10 protein-coding genes are annotated in these 12,808 nt (G+C 54.1%); 6 read left to right on the top strand and 4 right to left on the bottom strand.

Annotated features, from left to right (window positions below; genetic code table 11):
* Window positions 1–529 precede the first annotated feature (529 nt).
* The 3 genes from MHI24_RS25450 to MHI24_RS25440 all read left to right on the top strand — a co-directional run bounded on the left by MHI24_RS25450 (window position 530) and on the right by MHI24_RS25440 (window position 5,470).
* Window positions 530–1,564 (top strand): LacI family DNA-binding transcriptional regulator, encoded by a 1,035-nt coding sequence (locus tag MHI24_RS25450; RefSeq protein WP_340022345.1) that lies wholly within the window; start codon window positions 530–532, stop codon window positions 1,562–1,564.
* 339 nt (window positions 1,565–1,903) lie between these two features.
* The gene (gene pgmB, locus MHI24_RS25445; RefSeq protein ID WP_340022344.1) at window positions 1,904–2,566 is read left to right on the top strand and encodes a beta-phosphoglucomutase; all 663 of its coding nucleotides are present in this window, start codon (window positions 1,904–1,906) and stop codon (window positions 2,564–2,566) included.
* Window positions 2,567–3,151: 585 nt separating this feature from the next.
* Entirely contained in the window at window positions 3,152–5,470 is a 2,319-nt protein-coding gene (locus MHI24_RS25440) for a glycoside hydrolase family 65 protein (protein ID WP_340022343.1), read from the top strand.
* 5 nt (window positions 5,471–5,475) lie between these two features.
* On the opposite strand, the gene MHI24_RS25435 is transcribed toward MHI24_RS25440, so the two are convergent.
* On the bottom strand, window positions 5,476–5,688 hold the full coding sequence (locus tag MHI24_RS25435) for an HAD hydrolase-like protein (RefSeq protein WP_340022342.1): 213 nt from the start codon (window positions 5,686–5,688) through the stop codon (window positions 5,476–5,478).
* Entirely contained in the window at window positions 5,672–5,992 is a 321-nt protein-coding gene (locus MHI24_RS25430; RefSeq protein WP_340022341.1) for an HAD hydrolase-like protein, read from the bottom strand. The genes MHI24_RS25435 and MHI24_RS25430 overlap by 17 nt, the downstream gene beginning before the upstream one ends.
* 64 nt (window positions 5,993–6,056) lie before the next feature.
* Here MHI24_RS25430 and MHI24_RS25425 point away from each other — a divergent pair, with 64 nt between their 5' ends.
* The 3 genes from MHI24_RS25425 (at window position 6,057) to MHI24_RS25415 (ending at window position 9,779) form a co-directional block, all read left to right on the top strand.
* On the top strand, window positions 6,057–7,742 hold the full coding sequence (locus MHI24_RS25425; RefSeq protein ID WP_340022339.1) for an alpha-glucosidase: 1,686 nt from the start codon (window positions 6,057–6,059) through the stop codon (window positions 7,740–7,742).
* A gap of 132 nt (window positions 7,743–7,874) precedes the next feature.
* A complete protein-coding gene (locus MHI24_RS25420) occupies window positions 7,875–8,732 on the top strand; it encodes an AraC family transcriptional regulator (protein WP_340022338.1) in 858 nt (285 codons plus the stop codon).
* A gap of 201 nt (window positions 8,733–8,933) precedes the next feature.
* Window positions 8,934–9,779, top strand: a complete 846-nt coding sequence (locus tag MHI24_RS25415; RefSeq protein ID WP_340022337.1) for a DegV family protein — start codon at window positions 8,934–8,936, stop codon at window positions 9,777–9,779.
* A gap of 500 nt (window positions 9,780–10,279) precedes the next feature.
* On the opposite strand, the gene MHI24_RS25410 is transcribed toward MHI24_RS25415, so the two are convergent.
* Both MHI24_RS25410 and MHI24_RS25405 read right to left on the bottom strand, forming a co-directional pair.
* Window positions 10,280–11,080, bottom strand: coding sequence for a methyltransferase domain-containing protein (locus tag MHI24_RS25410; RefSeq protein WP_340022336.1), 801 nt, complete (start codon window positions 11,078–11,080; stop codon window positions 10,280–10,282).
* Window positions 11,052–12,710: an ATP-binding protein gene (locus MHI24_RS25405; protein WP_340022335.1), complete on the bottom strand. Its 1,659-nt coding sequence runs from the start codon at window positions 12,708–12,710 to the stop codon at window positions 11,052–11,054. Before MHI24_RS25405 ends, MHI24_RS25410 begins: the two co-directional genes overlap by 29 nt.
* Between the last annotated feature and the right edge of the window lie 98 nt (window positions 12,711–12,808).

Below are 12,808 nucleotides of genomic sequence, written 5' to 3'. Positions count from 1 at the left end.
AGTGTTAATGATGTTCAGCCCATATGGCGGACAATAATTCTCCTTACGGGCAATTGCTGCAGATGCGACCCGTCAATACGTAACTGCCTGCCCCCTTTCGATTATTTAAATACAAAGCCCGCCTTCAACCAGGCAATAATTTGCGCAAACGTTTGCAAAAAAGTTGTCGGAGAGCTTTCTTCCTGGACACACAAGGTTGTGACTTCTGAATTCTGCATGAAATCAGCTTTTGTAAACGCTTGCTACAATTCGTTAACATACTAAGTCATCAGAAAAGCAACTGTCAACAACTATTTTAAGAAGACTGTGAAGCACACCATCTGCTTGATTTGCACATTATCACTTTAAAAATTGCACAAATTTGCGCACGTTCTTATGCGCAGCCCGCTGCTGTCCTAGCGACTGTCTCTAGGGAAGATAGTCTGTTTTTCGCCGGAATTATGCCCTGTTCAGGGTTTATCTATTTACAATCATCAGCACTTCGATTAATATTACTGTGTAAAGCAAACGGTTCCATTAGGAGGTTTCTATGACAGTTACCATTAAGGACGTAGCCAGGAAAGCGGGGGTCTCGCCCTCCACGGTGTCCAGGGTGTTGTCAGGCCATCCCAGAATCAGCTTGGAAACTTCCCGCAAGGTCAAATTGATTATGGAAGAAATGGGCTACACCCCGAACATGATGGCCAAGAGCCTGGTTTCCAAAACAACGAACAGCATCTGCATCATTCTTCCGAAGCCTGCAGAGGAGCTGTTCTCTAACCTGTTCTTCATGGAACTGATCCGCGGGATCGTCACCCAGTCCAGCCGCTCCGGCTATGATGTGCTGATCAGCTCAGGCGCCAATGAGAAGGAGGAGCTGGAAGCAGTCTCCCGTCTGCTCAAGGGACGCCGCGTTGACGGTGTGATTCTGCTGTATTCCCGCAAGGATGATGCGGTCATTGATTTCCTGCAGGCGGGCGATTATCCGTTTGTCCTGGTGGGACGAAGCGACCGTTACGAGGATATTCTCTCGGTGGATAACGATAATGTCATGGCCGCCTTTGATGCGACGAATCATCTCATTGCGATGGGACATGAGCGCATCGGCTTCGTCAGCGGACCGCCGAATCTGATCGTGTCTCGCGACCGTCTGGAGGGGTACCGCAAGGCGATGCAGAGCAAGGGTCTGGAGATGCGCGAGGAATGGATCGTCGAAGGCGAGTTCCTGCAGGACAGCGGATACCGGGCCATGTCCTTCTTCATGAATCTCCCGAACCGGCCGACTGCGCTTGTGGCTGTGGATGATATGGTCTCCTTCGGCGTATTGCGCGGGCTGAATGAGCTGAAGTACAAGGTGCCCGAGGATCTGGCCATTGTCAGCTTCAACAACATCCCGCTGTCCGAGCTGTCCAGCCCCCCGATCAGCAGTATTGATATCGGGATTTATCATCTGGGCTACACGGCATCGCAGGTACTGATCCAGAGTATTCAGAAGCCGGAGAACCAGGACGGATATACGAACCGTTTTGTCATCCCCCACCGCCTGATCGTCCGCGAGTCCTCGATGTATGCTCCGGGGAAATAAGACAGGAACAAGAAAGATGAATGAAGCTTTCGATGCTTCATTTATTTTTTCGTAATTTGTTCAAACGTTTGCGCTAATGTTCAGGATGTCTAGAATGCTGCTGGTACACACTTATGGAATTACTGTTGCCCGGCCCTCCTCTGCATAGGAAATGTTGCACTTTGTGCAGGATTCTCACCCGTTTGGCGCGCTACGCTCACCAATTGTTGAATTATGTGCAGGATTTCTGCCACATGGGCACCATTCAGCAGTGGAGAGTTGCAAAAGTTACAGGAATTCCGTCCCATTGGGGCGCTCCACATATATTGGTTCACTATTACTTTTGTAGGAGGAACAACAATGTCTGAAATCAAAGCCTGCCTGTTCGATCTGGACGGCGTTCTCGTGGACACGGCCCGCTATCATTATATCGCCTGGAAAGAGCTGGCCGAATCGCTGGGATTCGACTTTACCCCGCAGGATAATGAACGGCTCAAGGGCGTCAGCCGGGCCGCTTCGCTGAACATTCTGCTGGAGATCGGCGGCATCAAGCTTGGTGAAGAGGAGAAGGCGCGGCTGGCGGAGCAGAAAAACAGCCGCTATGTCGAGTATATCGCCAGGATGGACAGCTCGGAGATCCTGCCCGGCGCTCTGGACTTCCTGAAGGAATGCCGGGAACAGGGAATCAAGGTGGCCCTCGGCTCTGCCAGCAAAAATGCGATGACCATCCTGGACAATACCGGCCTGACTCCTTATTTCGATGCCATCATCGACGGCACGCATACCAGCGCCGCTAAGCCCGACCCTGAGGTCTTTCTGCTCGGAGCGAAGGCGCTGGATACGGCTCCCGCCCACTGTGTTGTCTTCGAGGATGCCGCCGCCGGCATCCTGGCCGCTTCCCGCGCCGGTATGCGCAGCGTCGGTATCGGCTCGCCCGAGACGCTTGGCGAAGCCACGCTAGTTGTCCCTTCCCTGCAGCAGCTCAGTGTTGCCGCGTTGCAGGAATTCTTTGCCTCTGTCTGACGAATAGTAACAGGAGCCGGACAGGGCCGTGTGCAGGCCTCTTGTTGAGCGGCATCTCCAGTCCGCCGGATAGCCTTACTGCACTTTGTACAACTAAATTGCCAATTTAGCTCCCGATTATCCGCTTAGTTGTACTTTGTACAATTGTGGTGCCCGCTTTAAAGCTGATATGCCCATTTAAGGCAGATTTAGTTGTACAGACTACACTTATACTGCTAATGTACATCGAATCGCCAATTGTAAATGTACAGAATACAACTAACTCAAGCAACTATGTTCCGCCGCACACCGGAAGTAAGCATATACGCGGGCGGATGCACCTGTTTGCTTCCCTACTCTCAATAAAAGAACTGAAAGCAGTCATTAAACTTATGGAGACGAAGCTGCGGAGTGAAAGTTTGGAACTGTAGGAGCGTCAGCGTTCGCCTTTATAATCAGATTTCATCCGCTACCAATATAAAGAAATCTGATTATAACAGCGACCGGAAGTCCAAACATTACGCGCAGCGGCGGTACAGTCACCATAATTTTAATACGGGTTTTAGTTCATTTTATATCCCTATCCCCCTTAAAGGAGCCAAAACAATGAAACAATACTTAAAAATTGACGAATGGTCCATCATTGAAGAGTCCTTTGATCCGCAGACCCAGGAGATTTCCGAGAGCATCTTCAGCATCGGGAACGGATACATGGGCGGCCGGGCCAATTTCGAGGAGCAATACAGCGGGCACAGCCTGCAGGGCAGCTACATGGCCGGGGTCTATTACCCTGACAAGACACGGGTCGGCTGGTGGAAGAACGGGTACCCGGAGTATTTTGCCAAAGTACTGAACAGCACCAACTGGATCGGCATCAACATTGAGCTGGACGGGACGCCGCTGGATCTGGCCGAATGCACAGTCAGCGAGTTCAGCCGGGTACTGAACATGAAGGAAGGCACACTCTCCCGCAGCTTCACCGCAGCCACGCAGGACGGCAAAGAAGTCAAGGTTGAGAGCATCCGCATTGTCAGCATGGCCCGCCATGAGATCGGAGCGATCCGTTATTCCGTGATGCCGCTGAACTTCTCCGGCTTGATTACCATCACCCCTTACCTGGACGGGGACGTCAAGAACAAGGATTCCAACTATGACGAGAAATTCTGGAACGAGGTGGAGAAAAAGGCCGGACCGGCGGGCGGGCATCTGACGCTGAAGACCAAGAAGCTGGATTTTCATGTGACCTCGGCCTTTGCCTTCGATGTTCTGCTGAATGGGGAGCCGGCTACGGCCGAAGCTGAAGTGCTGGAACAGGAGAAATATGTGGGCAGTAAAGTGACGGTTCCGGTGCAATCCGGCGATCAGCTTGTGATCTACAAATACGTCGCCAATGTGACCTCCCGCAATTACGGGCTGGGCCAGCTGGTGGACGCCGCTCATACAGCACTGCAAAGTGCACAGGAGGCCGGCTTCGTTGCGCTACTAGCTGAGCAAGCCGCGGCTTGGGGCGACAAGTGGAAGGAAAGCGACATTATTATCGAGGGCGATGTGTCGGCGCAGCAGGCGATCCGGTTTAATATTTTTCAGCTGAATCAGACGTATACAGGTGAAGACGATCGGCTCAACATCGGACCGAAGGGCTTCACCGGGGAAAAATACGGCGGCAGCACCTACTGGGATACGGAAGCCTATTGTGTGCCGTTCTATCTCAGCACCGCAGACGCATCGATTGCCCGCAATCTGCTGATCTACCGCTACAAGCATCTGGAGAAGGCCAAGGAGAACGCCCGCAAGCTCGGCTACCGCAAAGGCGCGCTCTACCCGATGGTGACGATGAACGGCGAGGAATGCCACAACGAGTGGGAGATCACGTTCGAGGAGATTCACCGCAACGGTGCGATTGCTTATGCCATCTATAATTATGTCAATTATACCGGCGACAAAGCGTATCTCGGCCAATATGGCCTGGAGGTGCTGGTGGAGATTTCCCGCTTCTGGGAGGAACGCGTGCACTACGTGGCGCACAAGGACAAATACGTGATGCTCGGCGTCACCGGCCCGAATGAATACGAGAATAATGTCAACAACAACTGGTACACGAACCGCATCGCCGCCTGGACGATGGAATACACGCTGGAAGCGCTGGATTACCTGCGGGAGCAGGAGCCTTCACGTTATGCCGAGCTGGCCGATAAGCTGGAACTGCTGGAGAGCGAAACGGCCAAGTGGAATGAGATTATCGGCAAAATGTACTACCCGGCGGACGACGAACGCGGCATCTTCCTCCAGCAGGACGGCTTCCTCGACAAAGAGATTATCCAGGTCAAGGATGTGTCTCCGGAGAACCTGCCGCTGAACCAGAAATGGTCGTGGGACCGGATTCTCCGTTCCTGCTTCATCAAGCAGGCGGATGTGCTGCAGGGACTCTACTTCCTGGGCGACCGCTACGATCTGGAGACCAAGAAGCGTAACTTCGACTTCTATGAGCCGATTACCGTGCATGAGTCCTCCCTCTCCCCTTGCATCCATGCCATTCTGGCCTGTGAGCTGGGCTACAAGGAGAAGGCGTACGAGATGTATCTCCGGACCTCGCGGCTGGATCTCGACAATTACAATAACGATACGGAGGACGGCTGCCATACGACCAGCATGGCGGGCACTTGGATGTCGGTGGTTCATGGCTTCGGCGGACTGCGCGTGCTGAATGACCGGCTCGTGCTGAACCCGTCCAATCCCGGACACTGGACCTCTTATTCGTTCAAAATCATGTTCCGCGGCTCCCGCCTGAAGGTGACCGTAACCGATGCGCAGATTACCGTCAGCAATGAAACCGAGGTTCCGGCTGCCCTGACCATCCACGGCAAGAAATACACAGTCAACGGACTGGGCACCGTCAGCGCCGCAGGCACTTCTGTTACGGTGTAAGCTTATCAGCCCCGAAGATATCCGGTTTCTTCGGGGCTTTTTTGCAATAAGAGATCTATTAATTCACCCAAATCATCAATGACAGCATCGGCTTCGGCCATAGTAACAAACTGATGGTTGCGCTTCCAGACGGCCTTCATTCCCGCTTCGCGGCTGGCCCGGATATCGTTATCCGGATGATCTCCAACATAAACGGCTTGTTCAGCGTCTACACCCAATCGGGCCAAATGCACGATGGAAGATGGCCTGATCCGGTTTACGGAGTCCCTCCCATTCGGAAATGAGCACCTCATCGAATAAATGCGCGATGTTCAGCGCCTTGAAATTATCGTACTGGAATTGGCCGTAACCGTTGGAGATCAACGCAATCTTTAGGCCGTTATTCTTCAGCGCAGTAAGCGTAGTTAACAAGTTAGGGTAACCTGTACAATGTTGCTGGAAGTTGGATAAGTAATCATCGAGTAGTAAGCTCCCGTCCAGCAGTGTGCCATCCAGATCAAAAAGAACCGCTTTCAATGTCAAATTAATCATCTCCATTCCCTTGTAATCTATAAACCTAATATACCATGGTAAAGGAGCTACATTTATGAAAAGAGCCTTTTGGAAAGAAGCCGTTGTCTACCAAATCTACCCGCGCAGCTTCCAGGACAGCAACGGAGACGGCATCGGCGATCTGCGGGGTATCCTCTCCCGGCTGGATTATCTGCAGAAGCTGGGCGTTGATGTCGTCTGGCTGTCGCCGGTCTACAAATCACCGAACGATGACAATGGTTACGACATTAGCGACTATGAGGATATTATGGATGAATTCGGCACCATGCGGGACTGGGAGGAGCTGCTCGCCGGACTGCACGAACGCGGCATGAAGCTGATGATGGACCTCGTCATTAACCATTCCTCGGACGAGCACGCCTGGTTCGCGGAATCCCGCTCCTCCAAGGATAATCCCTACCGCGATTATTACATCTGGCGTCCCGGCGGGCCGGACGGCGCACTGCCGAATAACTGGAGCTCCATCTTCAGCGGACCGGCCTGGGAGCTGGACGAGACCACCGGCGAATATTATCTTCACCTGTTCTCGCGCAAGCAGCCGGATCTGAACTGGGATAATCCTAAGCTGCGGGAAGCCCTCTACAAAATGATCGCCTTCTGGCTGGACAAGGGCGTGGACGGGCTGCGGATGGATGTGATCAACCTGATCTCCAAGGTGGAGGGCCTGCCTTCGGTGCAGCATGAGGACCTCGCGCCAGGCGAGCTGACGGGCGGCGGAGAGTACTACATGAACGGACCCCGGGTCCATGAATATCTGCAGGAGATGAACCGCGAGGTGCTCTCCCGCTATGATGTTATGACCGTTGGGGAGACCCCGGGAGCTACCGTAGAAGATGCCATTCTCTACACAGGCGAAGACCGTCATGAGCTGCAAATGGTGTTCCAGTTTGAGCATATGGACGTGGATTCCGGCCAAGGCGGCAAGTGGAATGTGGTACCGTGGACGCTGAAGGGGCTGCGGGATATTTTGCATAAATGGCAGGTGGGGCTTGCAGACAAGGGCTGGAACAGTCTCTATCTCAACAACCACGATCAGCCGCGGATGGTCTCCCGGTTCGGCAATGACGGCAAATACCGCGTGCAATCGGCCAAAATGCTGGCCACCCTGCTGCACACGCTCAAAGGCACGCCTTACATCTATCAAGGTGAGGAAATCGGCATGACCAATGTGAAGTTCTCCGGGCTGGAGGACTATAAGGACATTGAGATTCTCAATATGTACCGGGAAAAGGTGACCGAAGGCGGCGAGGACCACGACACCATTCTGCAGGCGATTCATGCCAAAGGCCGCGACAACGCCCGCACTCCGATGCAGTGGGACGCTTCGGCGAATGCCGGCTTCACCACCGGGACCCCATGGCTAAAGCTCAACCCCCGGTATACGGAGATCAATGTGGAGCAGGCGCTGGCTGATCCCGACTCAGTATTTTACTATTATCAGCAGTTGATTCGTCTGCGCAAGCAGCATCTGATTATGGTCTATGGCGATTATGAGCTGCTGCTGCCGGAGCATGAATATATCTATGCCTATACCCGCACCCTGGAAGGGGAAAAGTGGCTGATTCTGCTTAACTTCAGCGATACCCCGCAGACGGCTGACTTAACGGAGGAGCTGAATACCGTCACCGCAACGATTATCAGCAATTACCCCGAAGAGCCGGCAGCCATGGACCGCAGCACCCTCCGCCCTTACGAGGCCAGAGTCTGCCGGATCGGGTAGCGCACCGGAGGCTGACAAACCCCTTCGAATATGACATCATAGGTGGATAGGAACCTGTCACTCTTGAGCAGAGAATAACAGGAACATTCGTTCGATGGTGTGGTAGGATGATTGCAGAGGGAGATGGGGAGCTTGGAATGGCTGATCCGAATGAAGAATGCGCTGGACTATATGGAGCTGAAAATGACGGACACTCTGCGCATTGAGGAAGTGGCTGAAGTGGCCTTTGTCTCACCCTTCCACTTCCAGCGCATGTTCAGTATGCTGACCGGCTTCACCGTGGCCGACTATATCCGCAAACGCAGATTGACGCTGGCTGCCCAGGAGCTGGCCATGTCCAAGGTTCGTGTGCTGGATGTGGCGCTGAAATACGGATATGACTCGCCGGAATCCTTCGCCAGGGCGTTCCGCAAAACCCATGGGATTACCCCTTCGGCAGCGCGTAAGCCCGGCGTCCAGCTCAAAGCCTTCCCCCGCATCTCATTCCACCTATCATTGAAGGGAGATCAGGACATGGACTACAAAATCGTGGATAAACCAGCTTTTACCGTTATCGGCAAATCAATCGAGGTAACCACCCGTGACGGGGAGAATCTCCGCAGAATCCCGCAGTTCTGGGACGAATGCAATGAGGACGGCACTTCCGATAAGCTGATTGAGCTTAGTGCCTCCGGCAAATGGCTTGGCATCTGTATGTGTATGGATATGGAGAAGGAAATGCTGACCTACTGGATCGGGGTGGAAGGAACGCCGGAGACGGACGCTCAGGGGTATGAGACGGCAGTCGTTCCGGCCACCAGTTGGGCGGTCTTCCGGTCCGAGGGTGCTTTGCCGCATGCGATTCAAGGGGTGTGGCAGCGGATCTACCAGGAATGGTTCCCGGGAACGGGGTATCAGCATACCGGCGGGCCTGAGTTCGAGCTGTACCCGCCCGGCGATACGACATCCGGGGATTATGTCTGTGAAGTATGGATTCCGGTGAAGAAATAAGATTCAAGGCATGGTGTGTATCCGGGAACGGCTTCGCTGTCTAACATGGACGGTGAGGCCGTTTTGGCGTGGGCGGCGGCGCTGTGTGTCTGGCCGGTTACATTTTTTTGTTTTGAGATTCTATGTAAGCTTGGTATAATAAACAGATTATAGAGTCTTAATCTAGTGTATTCTCATCCGACATTGGTGAAGGAGATATTCATGTCTATCGTAAAAATCTTTTCAGACAGCACTTCCGATTTGCCTCAAGGCTGGAAGGACACGTATGATATCGGCATTGTTCCGTTATATGTCGTTTTTGAGGACGGCACATTTAAGGATGGGGTAGAGATTACCCCTGAGGAAGTGTACCGCCGGGTAGCCGCGCGCGGCGCTCTGCCCAAGACAGCTGCCCCTTCCCCGGCAGATTTCATCACTGCCTTTCAGCCGGTAATTGATAGCGGCCATGATATCGTCTATATCAGTCTATCCTCTGCTCTATCCTCTACATATCAGAATGCACTTCTGGCAGCGGGTGAATTCCCGGAGGGCCGGGTGCATGTCGTCGATTCGGAGACCTTATGCGGCGGTATCGCGCTGCTGGTGATGAAGGCAGCCCGTGCCGCCGCCAAGGGACAGAGTGCCGCCGACATCGCAGCGATGATCACCGCAGCCCGCAGCCGGGTGGAATCAGAATTCGTGGTCGACACGCTGGACTACTTATATATGGGCGGCCGCTGCTCGGGGATGCAGAACTTCATCGGCAGCCTGCTGAAGATCCGGCCGGTTCTGCGGCTGGTGGACGGGGCCATTGTGCCGGTTGCCCGCATCCGCGGCAAGAAGGAGAAGGCGGTGGAGCAGATGCTCCAGCATGCGCTGGCGAATGCAGCCGACATGGATACAGAGCTGCTGATTGTCGCCCATACGCTGGCCGATGAGGACGCCAAGTACTTGGAGTCCGCGCTGCGGAGACAGACCAACGTCTCCGAGATCGCCGTCATTCATGCCGGCTGTGTCATCGGCAGCCATTGCGGTCCCGCTACCGTGGGTCTGATGTATATGCGGTAGAAGCGGGTACATGTGATCGGTTTTTCGATTACATTTGGCCGATGTGCTTACGTAGCTCCAATTGTGTTCGCTTTTCCGCATACATTTGGCTGATGTGCCTTCGTAGCTCCAATTGTGTTCGCTTTTTCGCATACATTTGGCTGATGGGCCTTCGTAGCTCCAATTGTGTTCGCTTTTTCGCATACATTTGGCTCGCGCGCCTCCGCCACACCCATTGTGTTTGCTTTTTCGCATACATTTGGCTCGTGTGCTTACGTAGCTCCAATTGTATTCACTTTTTCGCATACATTTGGCCGATGTGCTTACGTAGCTCCTATTGTGTTCGTTTCGCATACATTTGGCTGACGGGCCTTCGTAGCTCCAATTGTGTTCGCTTTTTCGTATACATTTGGCCGATGCGCCTCCGCCACGTCCATTGTAACCGGTTTTTCGATTACATTCTGCCAACAAGAAACAGCAGGTCCCCAAATGGAGACCTGCTGTTTTTTTGCTGGATACTATTATGTTGTCGTACCGGGGTATAACGGGCTTAACAGCCCCTCAGCCGCATCAGCAACCAGTGTGTAGAATTCGGGGAATCTCGGGTCTTCGGCGCTTGGGATTTCTTCGAAGGCGCGGATCGATAGTCCCTGGGAAGCTACGGAGGTCAGGATATCCCCCAGCGTCCAGCTCCGTGTCACCACCTGCGGCAGCCCGGCACGCTCCTCTTCGGGAAGCAGCTTGGCATAGGCAACCTCACCTGCTCTGAGCGAATCGTCAAAATAACTGCCAGTAGGATGCTGAAGCGTCTTGGTGGTCAGCCAGGCTCTGGCGAACGGATGGAAGTCGGTCAGCAGGAGTCGTCCACTCGCCTTCAGATGTCTGCGGATCAAGGCAAACACAGCATTCAAATCTGTAAAATAATGCAGAACTCCAAACTCCATCAGCACCACATCGAACGTTCCCAAAGTCTCTTCTGCAGGAATATTCATGACGTCTGCACAAATGTAGTTCAGCCTGATCCCTGCTGCCTCCGCGACCTCACAGGCATATAAGCGGTTCTCCTCCGAAATGTCTACAACCGTAGCCTCAGCCCCCAGCAGCGCGAAGCAAATAGCCTTCATACCGTGGGAGCCAAGCAGATTCAGCACCTTTAGCCCCGCCGGGTCACCTGTATACTTAAGCCAATAACGCAGCTTATGTGTGGGGTTCTGCTTCAATCGCACAGCAAGCGCATCGGGTGTTCCATGGTGCTGAGTCCAGGCTTGGTAGGCTTTGGATTCCCAAGCGGCTTTATTCGTAATCGACATTTGTTCCTGCATAGAGTTCCTCCTCCTCCTTCACAAAAGGAAGCATAAACCGGAATATCGACCCCCGGCCCTCCTCACTTTCCACAAAGATCGTTCCGCCCATCAGCTCCACCAGCTGCTTGCAGATCGCCAGCCCCAGCCCGGTGCCGCCGTATTTGCGGTTAATGGACGGGTGAAGCTGGGAGAAGGACAGGAACAGCAGGTTCAGCTTGCTGTCTGCAATGCCTACTCCGGTATCGCGGACAGAGAATTCCAGCAAATATTCAGGCGAGGCCGGGAGCGGAATATTCTTCACCGACAGGGTCACGCTGCCCTGTTCGGTGAACTTCAGCGCGTTGCCGACCAGATTGACGATAATCTGACGCAGCCGGCTCGGATCTGTAGTGACTGTATCCGGCACGGTGGTATCGGCCCACCAGCGCAGGGCGAGCTTCTTCTCCTCCGCCTTCGGGGTGAACAGGTCAATGACGCCCTCCAGCATCTCGCGCAGGTCGAAGCGCTCGGATTGCAGCGGCATTTTGCCGGCCTCCATCTTGCTGAAATCCAGAATATCATTGAGAATCTGCAGCAGACTGTAGCTGCTGCTGCGCAGAATCTCGGCGTAGCTGCGCTGCTCCTCTCCAAGCTCCGTCTCCAGCAGCAGGTCAGCCATGCCGATCATTCCGTTCATGGGGGTACGGATCTCATGGCTCATCATCGCCAGGAAATCGGACTTGGCCTGGGCGGCCTGCTCTGCCGATTCCTTGGCACGGAGAATCTCCCGTTCGTTCGTAATATCGCTGAACGAGACCACCACGCCGCAGATGATGCCTCTGTCCAGCAGCGGAGCGATCCGGTAATTCACGAAAAAGCTGGTGCCGTCCTTGCGCCAGAAGATTTCATCCGCCTTGCTGCGGGTCATCCCGTCCTGCACGGTCAGCATGATCGGGCATTCCAGCGGGGAATGGCCTGCGGCGCTCCCGCGGATATAATGAATCATCTCCATCATCGGCTGCCCGGCCAGCTCCGCAGGCTCATAGCCCAGCATCTGCGCCCCTTCGCGGTTAATGAAGATCGTCCGGCCCAGCGTGTCCAGGCCGAAGATGCCGGCAGCAACGGAATTCAGAATCAGGCTCAGCCGCTTGTCCTCCGCCATCTCGAAGACGAACTCGGCCAGCGGCAGCTCTCCCTCCTCCTCTGACCTTATCTCCCCGTCTGTCCATTCCCCGGTCCGGCCTGCGCCTCCCGCTGCGGTGCCCATAGCGATCCAGCTCTCCAGCAGCAGAGAGGCGGGCCGGTTCACCGGATCATGGAAGATGGCAAAAACTCCGGCTATGCCTTCCTCCGTATGGAGCGGAACGTATTGTACCGTTGCTCCCGCTTCCCGGGTGATGTCCCGGTGCTCCTCTGCCGCTTCAACCTCCAGCCCGAAGCTGGAAGCAATGCCGGCCAGAGCGGAAGCGAAATGTGTCCCGCCGGGAGGATGCAGCCGCAGTCCGTTCATCCTGCCAGCCTCTCCGGCATTTAACATCCGGTTGCTGTCGATGTAACGCCCCTGCCGGTCCAGCACAAGAATAAGGTCCGGATGATGATCATACAACGCCCGGTAAGCACTGTCTCCCGATAGCGTCCGGTCCAGAATGGAAGTCCAATCTTTAATCATAGCCCACCTCCTCTGCTGCTCCAAGCTTAGCTGTAATGTAATATACGAAGACTGCACAAGCAGTCTGAATATGTAGAACGCTTCTGAATTATTTCTTA

The sequence above is a fragment of the Paenibacillus sp. FSL K6-1096 genome, from assembly GCF_037977055.1.
In the GTDB taxonomy this organism is placed as follows: Bacteria; Bacillota; Bacilli; order Paenibacillales; family Paenibacillaceae; genus Paenibacillus_AQ.
The sequence above is the reverse complement of the archived record's forward strand: the minus strand, read 5'-3'. Positions and strand labels throughout refer to the sequence as shown.

Coding starts and splice junctions, on each gene's coding strand:
- MHI24_RS25450 (WP_340022345.1), top strand. CDS start 530: ATGACAGTTACCATTAAGGACGTAGCCAGGAAAGCGGGGGTCTCGCCC.
- pgmB (WP_340022344.1), top strand. CDS start 1,904: ATGTCTGAAATCAAAGCCTGCCTGTTCGATCTGGACGGCGTTCTCGTG.
- MHI24_RS25440 (WP_340022343.1), top strand. CDS start 3,152: ATGAAACAATACTTAAAAATTGACGAATGGTCCATCATTGAAGAGTCC.
- MHI24_RS25425 (WP_340022339.1), top strand. CDS start 6,057: ATGAAAAGAGCCTTTTGGAAAGAAGCCGTTGTCTACCAAATCTACCCG.
- MHI24_RS25415 (WP_340022337.1), top strand. CDS start 8,934: ATGTCTATCGTAAAAATCTTTTCAGACAGCACTTCCGATTTGCCTCAA.
- MHI24_RS25410 (WP_340022336.1), bottom strand. CDS start 11,080: ATGCAGGAACAAATGTCGATTACGAATAAAGCCGCTTGGGAATCCAAA.
- MHI24_RS25405 (WP_340022335.1), bottom strand. CDS start 12,710: ATGATTAAAGATTGGACTTCCATTCTGGACCGGACGCTATCGGGAGAC.